Annotated in this window: 13 protein-coding genes; 4 read left to right on the top strand and 9 right to left on the bottom strand. The window is 65.0% G+C overall.

The window, feature by feature from the left end:
• Window positions 1–252 precede the first annotated feature (252 nt).
• From B5X69_RS08675 to clpA, 3 genes are all read right to left on the bottom strand, one after another.
• On the bottom strand, window positions 253–2,439 hold the full coding sequence (locus B5X69_RS08675; RefSeq protein ID WP_079638304.1) for a PQQ-dependent dehydrogenase, methanol/ethanol family: 2,187 nt from the start codon (window positions 2,437–2,439) through the stop codon (window positions 253–255).
• 241 nt (window positions 2,440–2,680) lie between these two features.
• Entirely contained in the window at window positions 2,681–3,520 is an 840-nt protein-coding gene (map, locus tag B5X69_RS08680) for a type I methionyl aminopeptidase (RefSeq protein ID WP_079638330.1), read from the bottom strand.
• A gap of 370 nt (window positions 3,521–3,890) precedes the next feature.
• On the bottom strand, window positions 3,891–6,227 hold the full coding sequence (gene clpA, locus B5X69_RS08685; RefSeq protein ID WP_079638305.1) for an ATP-dependent Clp protease ATP-binding subunit ClpA: 2,337 nt from the start codon (window positions 6,225–6,227) through the stop codon (window positions 3,891–3,893).
• Between the two features lie 271 nt (window positions 6,228–6,498).
• Between clpA and B5X69_RS08690 the strand changes: the two genes are divergently transcribed.
• Window positions 6,499–7,062 (top strand): cytochrome b, encoded by a 564-nt coding sequence (locus B5X69_RS08690; RefSeq protein ID WP_079638306.1) that lies wholly within the window; start codon window positions 6,499–6,501, stop codon window positions 7,060–7,062.
• On the opposite strand, the gene B5X69_RS08695 is transcribed toward B5X69_RS08690, so the two are convergent.
• Window positions 7,049–7,246 carry a DUF1192 domain-containing protein gene (locus B5X69_RS08695; RefSeq protein ID WP_079638307.1) on the bottom strand — a complete coding sequence of 66 codons (198 nt, stop codon included), beginning with the start codon at window positions 7,244–7,246 and terminating at the stop codon, window positions 7,049–7,051. The genes B5X69_RS08690 and B5X69_RS08695 overlap by 14 nt on opposite strands.
• 115 nt (window positions 7,247–7,361) lie before the next feature.
• Here B5X69_RS08695 and B5X69_RS08700 point away from each other — a divergent pair, with 115 nt between their 5' ends.
• Genes B5X69_RS08700 through B5X69_RS08710 form a run of 3 tightly spaced genes read left to right on the top strand, consistent with a single transcriptional unit; the run spans window position 7,362 to window position 10,002 of the window.
• Window positions 7,362–8,360, top strand: coding sequence for an NAD(P)H-quinone oxidoreductase (locus B5X69_RS08700; protein ID WP_079638308.1), 999 nt, complete (start codon window positions 7,362–7,364; stop codon window positions 8,358–8,360).
• 45 nt (window positions 8,361–8,405) lie between these two features.
• Window positions 8,406–8,984 carry a phosphoribosyltransferase gene (locus B5X69_RS08705; protein ID WP_079638309.1) on the top strand — a complete coding sequence of 193 codons (579 nt, stop codon included), beginning with the start codon at window positions 8,406–8,408 and terminating at the stop codon, window positions 8,982–8,984.
• On the top strand, window positions 8,977–10,002 hold the full coding sequence (locus tag B5X69_RS08710; RefSeq protein ID WP_079638310.1) for an adenosine deaminase: 1,026 nt from the start codon (window positions 8,977–8,979) through the stop codon (window positions 10,000–10,002). Before B5X69_RS08705 ends, B5X69_RS08710 begins: the two co-directional genes overlap by 8 nt.
• A gap of 10 nt (window positions 10,003–10,012) precedes the next feature.
• On the opposite strand, the gene B5X69_RS08715 is transcribed toward B5X69_RS08710, so the two are convergent.
• The 5 genes from B5X69_RS08715 to B5X69_RS08740 form a co-directional block, all read right to left on the bottom strand.
• Window positions 10,013–11,053, bottom strand: coding sequence for a rod shape-determining protein (locus B5X69_RS08715; protein ID WP_079638311.1), 1,041 nt, complete (start codon window positions 11,051–11,053; stop codon window positions 10,013–10,015).
• A gap of 383 nt (window positions 11,054–11,436) precedes the next feature.
• Entirely contained in the window at window positions 11,437–13,536 is a 2,100-nt protein-coding gene (locus tag B5X69_RS08725) for a TonB-dependent receptor plug domain-containing protein (RefSeq protein WP_079638313.1), read from the bottom strand.
• Window positions 13,533–14,285 (bottom strand): hypothetical protein, encoded by a 753-nt coding sequence (locus B5X69_RS08730; RefSeq protein WP_079638314.1) that lies wholly within the window; start codon window positions 14,283–14,285, stop codon window positions 13,533–13,535. The genes B5X69_RS08725 and B5X69_RS08730 overlap by 4 nt, the downstream gene beginning before the upstream one ends.
• A 114-nt stretch (window positions 14,286–14,399) precedes the next feature.
• Window positions 14,400–16,064, bottom strand: a complete 1,665-nt coding sequence (locus B5X69_RS08735) for a M56 family metallopeptidase (protein WP_139375724.1) — start codon at window positions 16,062–16,064, stop codon at window positions 14,400–14,402.
• Window positions 16,064–16,441 carry a BlaI/MecI/CopY family transcriptional regulator gene (locus B5X69_RS08740; RefSeq protein ID WP_079638316.1) on the bottom strand — a complete coding sequence of 126 codons (378 nt, stop codon included), beginning with the start codon at window positions 16,439–16,441 and terminating at the stop codon, window positions 16,064–16,066. Before B5X69_RS08740 ends, B5X69_RS08735 begins: the two co-directional genes overlap by 1 nt.
• Window positions 16,442–16,610 lie beyond the last annotated feature (169 nt).

Below are 16,610 nucleotides of genomic sequence, written 5' to 3' on the forward strand. Positions count from 1 at the left end.
ATCTTGCACCAATCAAGAGCCGTGCCAATTAGCGAATCGCGGGCATTTGCGGAGATTTTCCGCGGTCGATTTCGCCATTGCCCAAGGGGTGGGCATTCAGGCGCCGACGCTGCCTAAAAAAGTGGCAATGCAGGTGCAGGGAGTCGATCGGGATGCCCAGAGGTCGTGCCGAATCAGAAAAGGCACGCCTCGTCACAAGGGATCACCGGCGCCGCTTTGCTGCGCAGGCCAGTGCGCGAAGCGCCCGCCGCTTTATCGCCCGACCGGTACCGATGCTTCAGGCAGGTTGGCCTTGGTCCAGTTCGAGCGGTCGATGACGTAAGCGCGAATGGCCTCGGCGTCGGCGTCGGAGAGGACACGGGCGAAGCTGACCATGCCCCGATCCTGGAGCGCGCCGCCGAGGATCACGTCCTTCCAAGCCTCAGCGTTGGAGAGTGTGGCGGAGACGCGAAGATCGGGGGTGAAGCCATTGCCGATTGCGCTGTCGCCGTGGCAGACTTGGCAGTAGCGGCCGTACCGCGCCTTGCCCGCCGCGACCTGGGCCGCACTGCCAAATTGCGGCGGCGGGTTCCACGCGAGCGTCGTGGTCGCCGGCGGCGCGGGGAGCTCCACCGAGCCGCCGAGCTTGAGCACCACGAGGCGCGGGAGGTTCGGCACCTTGCGCGTCACCCCCCCGGCGACGCCTGCCACGAGCGGGAAGGCGCCGCCCTTGCCGGTCTGGAAGGCGATATATTGAACGCCGCCCACGCGGAAAGTCGACGGCGCGCTGACGATCCCCGACTGCATGTCGAGATCGAGGAGCTGCTTGCCGCTGTCGGCCGAATAGGCGCGGAAGCGGCCGGTGCTCGTGCCCTGGAAGACAAGATTGCCCGCAGTCGTCATCGTGCCGCCGTTCCATGCGGCTGGATAGTCGACGCCCCAGGCGATCTTGCCGGTGCGCGGGTCGAAGGCGACGAGGCGTCCGGTCGTCGCGGCAATGGCCGCCTTGAAAGCGGCGACATCGTCAGGCAGCATCGTCTTGTCGAGCGAGGTGCCGACGTTGAATCCGAGCACCTTGCGCTTGTCGAGCTCGTCCATGTCCTGAAGATAGCCCTGCGGAATCTGCTGGGCCGGGATATAGACAAGGCCCGTCTTCGGATTGAAGCTCATCGGATGCCAATTGTGCGCGCCGAGCGCGCCCGGAACGGCGATGAAAGGCTTGCCGGTCTTGTAGAAGCGCGCTTCGGGATTTTCGATCGGGCGGCCCGTCGCAAGGTCGTAGCCCGTTGCCCAGTTGATGCCGTCGACGAAGGGCTTTGCGTCGATGAGCCTGCCCGTGGTGCGGTCGATCGTGAAGAAAAAACCGTTTTTGGGCGCATGATACAAGACCTTCACCGGCTTGCCGTCGACCGGCTGCTCGGCAAGGATGATCGGCTGGGTCGCGGTATAGTCCCAGGTTTCGGCTGGGGTTTCCTGGTAATGCCATTTATAGGCACCGGTCGCGGCGTCGAGCGCGACAACTGAGGACAGAAACCAGTTATCGCCCTCGCCGTTGGAGCGCGTTCCGTGGTTCCAGGGATTGCCGTTACCCACGCCCAGATAGATCTGGTCGAGATCCTTGTCATAGACGATCGCGTCCCACACGGTGCCGCCGCCGCCCGAGACTTTCCATTCGCCCTCGTTGGACCAGGTGGCATTGGCTTTCGAAGCGAAGATGGCATCGCTCGCGGCGTTGTCGGCGCGCTTGGCGGGGTTGGGCACGGTATAGAAGCGCCAGCGCTGCTTGCCCGTATCGGCGTCATAGGCGGTGACATAGCCGCGTACACCGAATTCGGCGCCGCCATTGCCGATCAGCACCATGTCCTTCACGACGCGCGGCGCCCCGGTAATTGTATAGGGTTTGCGCTTGTCGAAGGTCTGCGTCGACCAGATTTCCTGCCCCGTCTTGCGGTCGAGGGCGATCAGGCGGCCATCGAGGGCGCCGACGAAGACTTTGTCACCCCACACAGCGACGCCGCGATTGACAACGTCGCAGCACGCACTCACCGCGCGTTCTCCCGGGACCTTGGGGTCAAAGCTCCACAGCTTCTTGCCACTCGCGGCGTCCCAGGCATCGACCTTCGACCAGGCGTGGCTGACATAGAGGACACCATCGACGACCACCGGGGTCGCCTCCTGCCCGCGCGCGTCCTCGAGATCGGCGTACCAGGCGATGCCGAGTTCGCCGACATTCTTGTCGTTGATGTCGGTCAGCGGGCTGAAACGCTGTTCGTCATAGCTGTAGCCTATGCCGGCCCAGTCGTCGCCGGTGCCACCGGTCTTCAGCAGCGTCTCGCTGGCCTTCTCGGCATCGTCGAGCGATGCGCCGCTCGAAATGCTGTCATTCTTCGACGCATTGCACGCCGTCAGCGCCAGCGCCGCGCAGCTCAGCAGCGCCGCCGAAAAGACCTTCTTCACCATAATCCTCTCCCGCGCCTATGCTTGACGTTTACGTCAAGTCTGCGCCGGAAGGGGGCGGGGTGCAAGGGGAAAAGCAGAAAAGGCGGAAGGGTTGGCTTACGCGGGCGCGAGTACCCGCAAACCCAGAGCCGCTCGCCCTGCGCTTCTCGAAGGATCATTCTGCGGATGCGATCGAAATCCGCGCTTCAAGATCAGCACGAGCGGGAGGGATCCCGCCGCCTCCGCACGAACCGAAAGCCTTCTATTGCCAGGGCGGCGCGTTCAGCCCCTTCGGGCTTGCGGTGAAGATCTCGCAGCCGTCCTCGGTGATGCCGATGCTGTGCTCGAACTGCGCCGAAAGCGAGCGGTCGCGCGTTACCGCAGTCCAGCCGTCGGGCAGCATCTTCACCGCATATTTGCCGGTGTTGATCATCGGCTCGATGGTGAAGAACATGCCGGGCTTGAGCTCCGGACCCGTGCCGGGGCGGCCGGCGTGGACGACCTCGGGTGCGTCGTGGAACATCTGGCCGAGCCCGTGACCGCAGAAGTCGCGGACTACCGAATAGCGATGGCGCTCGGCATGGCTCTGGATGGCGTGCGCGACATCGCCCATCCTGTTGCCGGGCTTTGCCTGCTCGATGCCCAGCATCAGGCATTCATAGGTCACCTCGACCAGCCGCCGCGCCTTGATCGGCACGTCGCCGACCAGATACATGCGGCTCGTGTCGCCGTGCCAGCCGTCGACGATGCTCGTGACGTCGACATTGATGATATCGCCCTCGCGCAACGGCTTGTCGTCGGGAATCCCGTGGCAGACGACATGGTTGATGCTGGTGCAGCAGCTATGGGTGAAACCGCGGTAGCCAAGCGTCGCGGGAATGCCGCCGCCCTCCAGCATCATGGTGCGCACAAGGTCGTCGATCGCGGCGGTCGTCACGCCGGGCTGAATGAAGGGGACGAGCGCGTCGAGAATCTCAGCCGACAGCCGCCCCGCCTTGCGCATCCCGGCAAAGCCCGCCGCATCGTGCAGCTTGATCGTGCCGTCGCGGACGGGAGTCGGGGCCGCGGCATCGGCGGTCGTGACGGAAATATAGTCGTACATGGGGGGGATATAGGCCATGTGGCGCCGAAATGCGAGGGGCGCGATGTCAGGGCCCGACGGAGCCCAATCGGTCACGAGGAGGAAATCCGTCGCGCCAGGCACTTTCTCGAAAACGGGCGGTGCCGGAAGGAAAAACCCATCCGCTATCCTGGGGATTATGCGGTTGCTGTCGATATATGAACCGGACGGGAACCATCTATGGTTATACGGTCGGACGCTATGCATCCGCCGCGCCCGATTGCGAGCGGGTGAATGTCTTCCTTTGACATTCTGTAAGCTTTTCCCGCAGCCGTGAGTTTCCCCTCCGAATGCGAACAGGGCAGTCGCGGCAATCCCGAAGACCCATCGACCGCCCTGCAATGCATCATCGCTATTCGGCCGCCTTCTCGGTCTTGCCCTTCGCCTTGCTCTTGCCGCCCTTGGGCGGTGCGGGGGTGATTTCGAAGGTGAGCGGGTTGCCGACCTTGGCGTCTTCGCCCTCCTTCATCTTCACCTTGACCTCGCCGCCGTGGACGAGCTTGCCGAAGAGCAGTTCTTCGGCGAGCGGCTGCTTGATCTTTTCCTGGATCAGGCGGCCCATCGGACGCGCGCCGTAGAGCTTGTCGTAGCCCTTGGCGGTCAGCCACCCGCGAGCCGCATCGTCGAGCTGGATGTGGACGTTGCGGTCGGCGAGCTGGAGTTCGAGCTCCAGGATGAACTTGTCGACCACGCGCGCGACGACCTCGGGCGGCAGATAGCCAAACGGCACGATCGCATCGAGGCGGTTGCGGAATTCGGGGGTGAAGAGGTTCTTTACCGCTTCCTCCTGCGCATCCTCGCGCGTCGCCTGGCCAAAGCCGATCGACTCGCGCGCCATGTCGCTCGCGCCCGCGTTGGTCGTCATGATCAGGATGACGTTGCGGAAATCGACCGTCTTGCCGTGATGGTCGGTCAGCCGGCCATGATCCATCACCTGCAAGAGGATGTTGAACAGGTCGGGGTGCGCCTTCTCGATCTCGTCGAGCAGCAGCACGCAGTGCGGGTTCTGGTCGATCGCATCGGTGAGGAGACCGCCCTGATCATAGCCGACATAGCCCGGAGGCGCCCCGATCAGGCGGCTCACCGAATGTCGCTCCATATATTCCGACATGTCGAACCGCTGGAGCGGAATGCCGAGCAGGTGCGCGAGCTGCTTTGCCACCTCGGTCTTGCCGACGCCGGTGGGGCCGGAGAAGAGATAGTTACCGATCGGCTTCTCGGGATCGCGGAGGCCGGCGCGGCTCAGCTTGATCGCCGACGACAGCACCTCGATCGCGACATTCTGGCCGAACACGACGCGCTTGAGGTCGGTTTCGAGGGTTTCGAGTACGCGCTTGTCGTCGCTCGATACCGACTTGGGCGGGATGCGCGCCATGGTCGCGATCACCGCCTCAATCTCCCTGGCCGTGATCGTCTTGCGCCGCTTCGAGGGCGGCACCAGCATCTGCATCGCGCCGACCTCGTCAATCACGTCGATCGCCTTGTCGGGAAGCTTGCGGTCATTGATGTAGCGCGCCGAGAGGTCGACCGCGGCGTTGATCGCATCATTTGTATATTTGACGTTGTGATGGCTCTCGAACGCTTCGCGGAGTCCGGCGAGGATCTTCTTGGTGTCTTCCAGGCTCGGTTCGATCACGTCGATCTTTTGGAAGCGGCGCAGCAGCGCGCGGTCCTTCTCGAAGTGGTTGCGAAACTCCTTGTAGGTGGTCGACCCGATGCAGCGGATGACGCCCCCCGACAGCGCGGGTTTCAGAAGGTTCGAGGCATCCATCGCGCCGCCGCTGGTGGCGCCGGCACCGATGACCGTGTGGATTTCGTCGATAAAGAGGATCGCGTGCGGCAGGCCTTCGAGTTCGGACACCACCTGCTTCAGCCGCTCCTCGAAATCGCCGCGGTAACGCGTGCCGGCGAGCAGCGCGCCCATATCGAGCGAATAGATCACCGCTTCCTTCAGAACCTCGGGCACGTCGCCCTCGACGATCTTGCGCGCAAGTCCCTCGGCGATCGCGGTCTTTCCCACGCCGGGGTCGCCGACATACAGCGGGTTGTTCTTGCTGCGACGGCAGAGGATCTGGATCGTGCGGTCGACCTCGGCGCTGCGGCCGATCAGCGGATCGACCTTGCCGCCTTTCGCCTTCTCGTTGAGATTGACGGTGAACTGGTCGAGCGCAGTTTCCTTCTTGTTCTTCGCGCCCTCCTTGTCTTTCGCCTCCTCCTTTTCTTCAGGCTCCGCCTGCGCGGCGGGCTTGCCTCCCTTGCCCACCCCGTGGCTGAGATAGGATACGGCGTCGAGACGCGTCAGATCCTGCTGCTGGAGGAAATAGACGGCATAGCTTTCGCGCTCGGAGAAGAGGGCAACGAGCACGTTGGCGCCCGTGACCTCGTCCTTGCCCGAGGACTGAACGTGCAAAATTGCGCGCTGGACGACCCGCTGAAAGCCGCTGGTGGGGCTGGGGTCGCTATGTCCTTCCACTTTCAGGCTATCGAGTTCGGTATCGAGATAATGGACCACCGCCGACTGGAGATCATCGAGAGTAACGCCGCAGGCGCGCATGACCTCCGCTGCATGATCATCGTTGATCAGCGCATAGAGCAGATGCTCGAGCGTCGCATATTCGTGGTGGCGCTCCGACGCGGCTTTCAGCGCATTGTGCAGGGTCTTTTCGAGGGACTCCGAAAAGGACGGCATGGTCGTTCTCCTTGCGGGACCAGCCGGGGAGAGGCCGCCCCTAGGACGCTAAGGTGGCGATGCCGCCGCCCCGCCGCAAGGGAAAAGCGGAGGCAGGGGCTAAATTAGGATGCCCGGCTTGCGCTATGGTTAACGGTGCTTGCGAAATCGCCATTTTCAATTCCTCGTGGACGAAGGCGGGCAAGGCCCGCACGTCGATCGCCGCCTTGTTTGACGAGGATCAATGCCGAAAAGGCTAAATTGTGGTGCGTTGGCGTGGAGGAGAAATTCCATGAAAGCACCCAACGAATCCGGACGATATGCCCGGGCATCGATCCTGCTTCACTGGTTGATGGTGCTCATCATCGCTGCCGTCTATGCGGCAATCGAGTTCCGGGAGTTCTGGCCGAAGGGCAGCGACATTCGCGAGGGATTCAAGGAATGGCATTTCATGCTCGGTCTTTCGGTTTTCGGGCTTGTGTGGATCCGGATAATGGCACGGCTGGTCTGGCCGGCACCGGCGCCCCTGGCGGACCCTCCTTGGCGGCGGTTGATCGCGGCATTGGCCCATTTTGCTCTTTATCTGCTCATGATCGGCATGCCACTCGCCGGCTGGCTCGTCCTGAGCGCCGAAGGAAAGCTCATCCCCTTTTTCGGGCTGGAGCTGCCGCCGCTCATCGCCCCGAACGAGGGCCTCGCCGAGACGGTCGAGGCGCTCCACGAATTGGGCGGCACGATCGGATATTGGCTGATCGGCCTCCATGCCGCGGCCGCGCTCTTCCACCACTATGTCCTGAAGGACAAGCTTCTCTTGCGGATGGGTTCGGCCGCGCCGCGCCGCGCTACCCTTTCCTGAATAGCGCCTCCGCGCTTGCCTTGAAGCTTCCCGCGGCGGCCTTGTGCGCCTGGACGCGCTCGATCTCGGCCTGAAGCAGGGCAATACGTTCGTCGAGCTCGTCGATCGACAGCGGATCGAGCGGCTGGCGGGTCAGGGCAGCGAGCGCGTCGCCCTGGCGGCGGGGAAGGTCGTCATCGTCCATGGCGTGTCCTTTCTCGCTGGTCCCTGCATTTCGAAAGCGTGACTGTTGACCGGCGCGCCGCGCCTGTCAATAAGGCGCGCCAATCGAGAAATATATGGGAAGTGGGGGAAATAGGGTGACCAGCCTGCCCGACAGCATGACCGTCGTCGCCATCGCCGAACCGGGCGGTCCAGAGGTTCTCTTGCGCGAGACGCGCGCCGTGCCGCGCCCGGGGCCGGGCGAGGTGCTGATTCGTGTATCGGCCGCCGGGGTCAATCGTCCTGACGTGCTGCAGCGCATGGGTTATTATCCGCCGCCGCCCGGCGCGTCCGACCTGCCAGGGCTGGAGGTCGCGGGGACTGTGGTTGCCATCGGTCCGGGGGGTGATCCCGAACATCTGGGGCAGGCGGTGTGCGCGCTCGTCGCAGGCGGCGGCTATGCCGAATATTGCGTCGCGCCCGCGGGAAGCTGCCTGCCGGTGCCCAAGGGCTATTCGATGGCCGAGGCCGCGGCGCTGCCCGAGACGATGTTCACCGTCTGGCACAACCTCTTCGAGCGCGCCTGGGTCAAGGAAGGGGACATGGTGCTTGTCCACGGCGGCACCAGCGGCATCGGCACCACCGCGATCGGGCTCTGCCGCCTGTTCGACATCCGGGTGATCGTGACCTGCGGCAGCGCGAAGAAGTGCGAGGCCGCGCGCGCGCTCGGCGCCGATCTCGCTGTCGATTATTCAAGCGAGGATTATGTCGCTGCGGTGAAGGCCTTTACCGGCGGACGCGGTGTCGACGCTGTGCTCGACATGGTCGGTGGCGACTATGTGCCGCGCAACCTTGCAGCGCTCGCCGAGGATGGCCGCCACGTCAGCATCGCCTTTCAGCGCGGCGCCAAAGCGGAAATCGACATGTCGGACGTGATGCGGCGGCGCCTGACGCTGACCGGATCGACGCTGCGCGCGCGCAGCGCCGAGTTCAAGGCTGCGCTTGCCGACGAGATCCACCGCGCCGTCTGGCCCCTGCTCTGCGAAGGCGCGTGGAGGCCCGCGATGGACGAGGTTTTCCCGCTCGCGGAAGCTGCCGCTGCCCATGCGCGGATGCAGGCCGGCGCGCATGTCGGAAAGATCGTGCTGACCGTTTGACCGGCTCAGCTTGCGAGCGGGGCGGGGCAGGCCTAAACCCCGATCATGAGCGACGACGGGAAAATCTACATCGACGCGAACCGGCTGCTCGCCGACTCGTTGCGGCTCGGCATGCAGATCCTCGAAAGCGGCTTTGCGCCGACCCATCTCGTCGGCATCTGGCGCGGCGGCGCGCCGGTGGGAATCGCGGTCCAGGAACTGCTCGACTATCACGGGCGGCCTTGCGATCATATCGCGATCCGTACCTCATCCTATCATGATATCGACCGGCAGGATCCTGAAGTGAAGGTGTTCGCGCTCGGCTATCTGATCGACACGCTGAACCCCGACGACCGCCTTCTCATCATCGACGACGTGTTCGATTCCGGGCGCAGCATCCGCGCATTTATCGGCGAACTGCGGGCGCGGTGCCGCCACAATATGCCGCGCGACATCCGCATTGCGACCGTGTGGTACAAGCCGCGCCGCAACGTTACCGACCTCGCCCCCGACTTTTTCGTCCACGAAACCGACCGCTGGCTGATCTTTCCGCACGAGTTCCACGGCCTGTCGGTCGACGAAATCCGCTGCCACAAGCTTGAGGCCGCGATCATTCTGGGCGAGGAGAAGGCGCCCCATGGCTGAAGGCTTTGCTTCGGCCGCCGAGCGGGCCGCCTTCATTGCACGGCTCCCGAAGGCGGAGCTGCATCTTCATATCGAGGGCTCGCTCGAACCTGAGCTCATGTTCGGGCTCGCGCAGCGCAACGGCGTCGCAATCCCCTTCGCGAGCGTCGAGGAGGTGCGCGAGGCCTATGCTTTCTCGAATCTCCAGGACTTCCTCGATATCTATTATCAGGGCATGCGCGTGCTTCTGACCGAGCAGGATTTCTACGAGCTCACCGCCGCCTATCTCGCCCGCGCCCGGGGCGACAATGTCCGCCACGTCGAGATATTTTTCGATCCGCAGGGGCATACCGAGCGCGGGGTTTCCTTTAGCACCGTGATCGCGGGGATTACGCGTGCGCTGGACGAAGCGCGCGAGCAACACGGTCTGACCTCGAAGCTGATCCTCTGTTTTCTCCGCCACCTCAGCGAGGCGGACGCCGAGGCGACGCTCGATGCTGCGCTGCCCTTTGTCGAACGCATCGACGGCGTCGGGCTCGATTCATCCGAGGTCGGCCATCCGCCCTCGAAATTCGAGCGTGTTTTCGCCCGTGCGCGCTCTTTGGGGCTGAAACTCGTCGCGCATGCCGGCGAGGAAGGCCCGCCCGCCTATGTCGAGGAAGCCCTCGACCTTCTCAAGGTCGACCGCATCGATCATGGCAACCGCAGCCTCGAGGATCCAGCGCTCGTCCGCCGCCTTGCCGAAGCGGGGGTGTGCCTGACCGTCTGCCCGCTCTCGAATCTCAAGCTCTGCGTCGTCGATGACATGGCGGCGCATCCGCTGCGACGGATGCTCGAAGCCGGGCTCGCCGCCACGGTCAATTCGGACGATCCCTCCTATTTCGGCGGCTATGTAAACGCCAATTATCAGGCGGTCGCCGATGCACTCGACCTGTCGCGCGCCGAGCTCGTCGCGCTGGCGCGCAACAGCTTCACCGGATCCTTTCTGGAACAGAACGAACGCGACCGCCACCTCGCGGCGATCGACGCCTACGCTTAGCTCCTGACGGTCAGGCGGCGATCAGCACATTTCGATAGGTGCTGTCCTCAAGGGCATGCCCGGCGCCCTTTGCGACGCACATCAGCGCATCGTCGGCAACCCGGACGTCGAGACCCGTCGCCTTGGCGATCGCCTCGTCGGTGCGCCGGAGCAGCGCGCCGCCGCCGGTCAGCGTGATGCCGGCGTCGATGATGTCGGCCGCGAGTTCGGGCGGTGTCTGTTCGAGCGCCGCGCGCACGGCGCTGACGATCTGGCCGACCGGCTCGGCAAGAGCTTCGGCAACTTCGGCCTCGGACACCCGGACCTCGGCGGGGCGACCATTGACAAGGTCGCGGCCCTTCACGCCCATGACCAGCCCGCTGCCCTCGGGTGCGACTGCGCAGCCGATGGTCAGCTTGACCCGCTCGGCCGTCATTTCGCCGACCATCAGATTATGTTTGCGGCGGATGTAGGAGGAAATCATGTCATCCATCTTGTCGCCGCCAACACGTACCGAATTGCTGTAGGCGATGCCGCCGAGCGAGAGTACCGCGACCTCGGTCGTGCCGCCGCCGATGTCGACGACCATTTCGCCCATCGGTTCGGCGACCTGCAGCCCGGCGCCGATCGCGGCAGCGAGCGATTCCTCGATGAGCTGGACGGTGAGCGCACCCGCATTGGAAGCTGCGTCGCGGATCGCGCGGCGTTCGACCATGGTCGATCCCGAGGGCACGCAGATCACGACCTGGCTGCGCTGACGAAAGCGGCTCTGCCCGTCCATCACCTTGGTAATGAAATGCTTGATCATCTGTTCCGCGACATCGATGTCGGCGATCACGCCGTCGCGCAGCGGGCGGATTGCCTGGATATTCGCCGGCGTCTTGCCCATCATCAGCTTGGCTTCGTTGCCGACGACCTTGACACGCCGTACCCCGTCGCGCGTTTCGAGCGCGACGACCGACGGTTCGTTGAGCACAATCCCCTTGTCGCGGACATAGACGACTGTGTTGACGGTGCCGAGGTCGATGGCGATGCCGTGCGACGCCGCCCCGAAGCGATGGAAAAAACTCATATCCGCAAAAACGCCCTGTCTGGAAATTCGGGCGTTCCGGACCGTTGGGCCCGGGTGACCGCCTCCACTTCCGCTTGTGACCGCGCCCAAGGGCGCGTCAACTGCGGGAGGGGGCAGGGCGTTGGTTTCTCAGGGCGGGCCGATTTCGGTTCGGCGCAAAGCGGCGCGGCCGGCGACGGGCCGCTGTTCGAATTTGGGGGATGTGTCGAATTTTCCTCGTTCCGCGTGGAGCGGAAACGGATCCTCCTCGTTGCGAGCAAAGCGAAGCAATCCAGAGCGCTTTACTCACACGCTGATTGCCGCGACGCTTCGCTCCTCGCGATGACGATTTGAATGGATATCAGAACCCGGTCGTCAGGGCCGTTCCGCGCAAGGTGGAGCTTCTAGAATTTCCCTCGCACCGAGAAGGCGAAGATCGGGCCGATCAGCCGATCGCGGCTCTCGTGGAAGGCGACCGGGGTTTCCGCGCGCAATCCCTCATAGACCGTCCGCTCGCGCCGCGACCGCGCATTGACCGCATTCGCAAACTCGGCGCGCACGGTCAGGCCCATCACATCCTTGTTCTCGACGAACAGCGAGGCGAACACCGGCCCCTCCCAGGTGCGGTTGACCTCGTCGCGGCGGTAATGGGGCTGGGAATGGCCGTAGCTTGCGCTCGCGCCCCACGCCCAGTCGCTCCCGGGAATGTCATGGCGGAGCGAGAAATCCGCCGAGCGATCCTGAAAGCCGCTCCACTGGCGCTTCTCGCCGGTGAAGGGGTCGCGGAGGCCGGATTTCTCCAGATCGACGCTCAAGTCGATCTTCACGCCCTTGAGCCCGGCCGGATCGAGATTGATTGTCGCTGACCCTGCGACCGCCGCCGCCCAGGCTTTGGGGATATTCCCGACCGACTCGCCGCCGTCGACCGGGACGACGTCGACGAAGTCCTTCGCATCGACATAGACGAGCTGGAGCTTGGCCGAGCCCCATTTGCCGAGCGACTGGTTCGCCTCGAACTCATAGCGCCAATTCTGCTGCGGGCGGAGGTCGGCGTTGCCGGCGTTATTATTGTCGTCGTTGAGAAAGGCGCGGGCGAGAAAGTCATAGAAATCGAGCTGTTCGATCTGCCGCTGTGCCTTCAAGGACAGGTCGAGCCCCTTTGCGGACGTCCAGGCGAGGGTCAGCGTGCCCTTGGGGCGGAAGAAGCTGCGTCGAAGCCCGTTTGTGCCGTCCTGGGCGAGCGTCGAATGCTCGGCGCCTGCGACGAGCTGGAACGACAGCTTGTTCGTCAACTTGCGCCCAAAGCTCAGCAGCGCCTCATAGCGATCCTCGCGCACACCGCCCGTTCCCTCGGGAAAGGGCAGTTCGACGAAATCGTCGGTGGCCGGATCGAGTGCGTAGAGCCGCGCGACATTGCCGAGCGTGTTGAAGGCCGCTTCGCCCGAGAGCTGCCAGTCGCCGCCGAACATCCGCCAGTCATATTCGCCGCGGGCGATCGTTTCGCCGACGTTGCCGGTCTGGGTAAAGCAATCGCCGCTCGCGGGCGAACCGTCGGTCGGGCGCAGTACCACCTCCTGCGACACCGGCTCGTGACTGAAGCGGCGAAGGCCGATCAGCTTGAGTTTTCCGGGGCCGAGACCGAACTGATAATCGCCGCTGACCTCGTAATTCCAGGTCATCTCGGTCTCGCGCACGGTGCGGAGGCGATCGAGCCCGCCGGGTGCGGTCCAGACACCGTCCTCGTTATAGCGATACCAGCGGCGCTGAATATGAGCGCCAAGGTGCGCGATGCTGTCGCCCGCGGGATCCCAGGTCAGCTTTGCGGAGAGCTTGGGGGTGTCATAATGCGTGTTCCAGATGTCCTTGCGATTTTCGAGAATCGCGCCCGCACCATCCGTAATGACGGTGCCCCCGCCCGCGCCGCTACGGGAACTCGCATCGTTGTTGAGACCAAGTTCATATTCCAGGTCCCCCTTGCGCCCCCGCACCGAAATGTCGGCGCGGGTGAACAGCGGGTCGGTGTAATGCGGCCTGAACTCGGGCTTCCACGAGAATTGGCCCGAGAAGCTGTCGGCGCGGAAGACGATGTTCGCGACCTGCCCCGAAAGGCCGGGCAGGTCGAGATTCGCGCCGTCGACGATCTCGATCCGCTCGACATTGGCGGCGGGGATGCGCGTCAACTGGGCGGCGATCGTGTCCGACTTGGTCGACGGCCGCGCGCCGTTGAACAGCACATTGCCTGTCGCCTGCCCAAGCCCGCGCACCGTGTCAGTCTCGCGGATGGAGAAGCCCGGAACCTGGTTCAGCATGTCATAGGCGTTTTTCGGCGCGTAGCGGGCAAAATCTGCGGGGGTGTAGACTTTCCCTGCAAGTGCCTTCGCGAGCGTGGCGGCCGCGTCGGCTGCAGGCGGCGGCGCCTCGCCGCTCGCCGGCGCGTCCTGCGCGAGCGCGGGCTGGACGGAAGGGGCGGCGGCGATCGCGAGCAGGCTGGCGGCGAATTTCACTGGCTCGCCGCCGCCGCGGCTGCATTCATCCGGCGGGCATAATCGCCGCTGACGCCGAGCGCCTTCATCGCAATGACATCCTCGACCGAAAGATCGGTGTATCCGGCGCCTGCCAGCTCGCGGACATAGGCAGCGTTCACGCCGAGCGCGCGGCAGGCGAAGGCGTCATTGAGCGACCCGAGCTTCATCGGCACAGCACGAAGATCGCGTACATAGGCAGGGGTGACGTGCAGCGCCGCCGCAGCGATCAACTGGTCGGCATCCGCGGGGCGAAGGCCGGCAACCGCAAGCCCGTCGGCGAGTTCGATCGTCGCGTTGACGAGAAGCATAGCCAGCAGGTCGCTCTGATCGTCCGGCGGGATAGCGCGCTTTGCGAGCGCCTGTTCGAAGCCGGGGTCGGCGGTGAAACGGCAGCCGCCTTTGCCTTCGTGGCGGCGCGACAGGCGGCCGTCGCAGGCCAATGTGCCCGCCTGATGTGCGACGGTAAAGGCGACCGGTCCCGCGGTGCCCGCGAGTGCGCGCTTTGCCGCCGCCAGCTCGGGGCGCGAGCCGTCGAGTGCGAGATTGCTGTGCGACTGGTCGGAGCGGATGCGCAGGCGGGGCTCGTCGCCTTGGCGCTTGCCTTCGGGAGGAAGGATGTCCCAGTGTATGTCGGTCATCGCCGGGGGGGACACTGCGGACTGCAGCGGTGCCGTTGAGGCGAGTGCGGACAGCATGGCGAGGCTGGCGGTAACGATCAGGGCTTTCATGGCACGTCTCCTCCGGACCGCGGGTCGCAGGCGAGCGCCGTCGCTCGCCGTCGATGCGGCATTTCAGATCTTGGGGCAGGGGTTCCTGCTTGGCGCCCGGCCGGGCACCCGGCGTCAGTCGTTCGTTGCGGGTGGCTGCGGGGGGCCGGGTGGCTGCGGCGGTTCGGCGCGCGGCGTCACGCCGTCGCCCCCGACGCTGACCGACGTGGCGCGGGTCGCAGTGGTCAAGGCATGCGACACGATCTGCGAGACATTGACCCCGCGCGTCACCCGAAGCTCGATCGCATCGTCGGGGTCCGACACGCGGACGCCCGATTTGCGCATCTCGCGCACGAAGGACCCGGTGACGCCGACTGCCCGCATGCCGGCGAGGTCGTCGAGGTCTAGGCCCGGGAAATAGGACTGCATCTCGCGGGCATAGCTGGTATCGATCCCGAGCACCGAGGCGCCGATCAGATCGTCCATATCGGCGTTCGGAAACAGTGCGCGCATCCGGTTCAGATAGGCCGGGGCGGTGCCGGTCGCCTTGGCGGCGATCACATCGTCGGGGTCGAGGCCCTTGGCGCCCCGCATTCCGCGCACGTCGTCGGGGGTGATCCCCATCGCCTTCATGCTGACGAGCTCGTCGACCGCCAGTTCGGTTTGAGCGGATGCGCGTGCTTCCCTCCCTTGCGCGGAGGCTGCCGCCTTGGGCGCCGCGGCAGGAGCAGCGACGGCGATCCCGCCGCCCGGTTCGTCTGCCGAGCGCGCGCCGGTCGCCGAGAAGGCAGCGAGGGGGACTGTGACCCCGGCGAGGAAGGCAAGCGCCATCGCGAACCAGCTCGCGCTGGCCGGGCCGCGCTTGGCGCGCGCATCGAGAACGCGGGTGATACGGCGCTTCAGGCTGTTCTTGCCGGGCGCGACGCCATGCGCGGCGATCAGCGTTCCCTTATTGTCATGCCGCGCGGCGCCGACGAGCAGGGTCGCATAGTCGGGGCCGTCGATGTCGGCGAGCAGCACCGCGTCGTCGGCGGCTTCCTCGCGCAGCTGATGGCTCTCGCGTGCCAGCATCCAGACGAGCGGGTTGAACCAGAATATCGCGCAGGCGAGCCGCGCGGCGAGCAGCTTCGCCCAGTCGCGCCGCGCGACATGCGCGAGCTCGTGCGCGATGATTGCCTCGGCTTCGCCGACCGCCTCGACCGCCTTGGGGCTGAGGACGATCGTCGGGCGCAGCACGCCCCAACTGATCGGCGAGCGCAGTTCCTCGCTGACCAGCAGCGCGGTGCCATGCTTGAAGCCCATGCGCCGCTGCGCCTCCGCCAGCGCCGAGAGCCAAGAGGGTTGGACGAGCACGTCTGCGCGGGCGCGCATGGCGAACAGGCGCGCCACGGCGACCAGCATCGTCGCGAAGAGCAGGGCGAGCGGCAGCGCATAGACCCAGGGCGCAAGATCGGGAAGTGCGGGCAGCGAGGCGAGCCACGACGCCGGAGCGGCGGCGCGCTCCGCCGCGGCCGGGACTGAAGCCGCGGCGGAAGCGAAATCGGCGGCAACCGGCCCTGCACCTGGCGCGATCGCCGCCGCGGGGCCGGCTCCGGCAAACCAGGCAGCGGGCAGCGGCGCCCATATCGGGAGCAGCAGGGTTGCGACCGGAAGGGCGAGCAGGGCGGCGAGGCCGACATGCGCGATCAGTGATCGCTCGGCGGCCGAGCGGGTGCGCGCGAAGCGGAGGAGAAGCAAGGTAAGGCCGGCGATCAGCGCCGATTTCCAGGCGACCCCGGCCAGCACGGTTGCGGTGATCATCATGACCTCCTCGCGTCGCGCGCCTCGGCGATCAGTTTTTCAAGCTCGTCGAGTTCGGACGCGCTCATTTCGTCCTGCATGCCCAGCAGCGCGGCAGCGGCACTGGTGGGCGAGCCGTTGAAGAAAACGCGTACGACCTGGCTGAGCGCCGACTTGCTCGCGGCTTTTCCCTCGACGCAGGGGGCATAGAGGAAGCCGCGGTCCGAGTGCTCGCGGGAGACAAAGCCTTTGCCCTCAAGCCGCTTCAGCATCGCGCGGATCGCCGAGCCCGACAGGGCATCGCTGAGCGCTGCGGCGATTTCCGGCACGGTCGAGGGGCCGTTTTCGTAGAGGATGTCGACGATCTCGCGTTCCCGCGGCGGCAAGCTGGACAACATGCGAATCACCTTTCGCGCTACATTTGTAGCCTAGCTACATTTGTAGCGCGTGACGGGCAAGCGATTTATTCAATTAGGGTCCGGACCCATAAACGGGATTCACAGCGAGGCTTTGATGTGATTCACCTGCTTTCAGCGAGGAGGCATGGTGAATGGCGGATTTCTTTTG

This window comes from Sphingopyxis flava (genome assembly GCF_900168005.1).
Classification (GTDB): Bacteria; Pseudomonadota; Alphaproteobacteria; order Sphingomonadales; family Sphingomonadaceae; genus Sphingopyxis; species Sphingopyxis flava.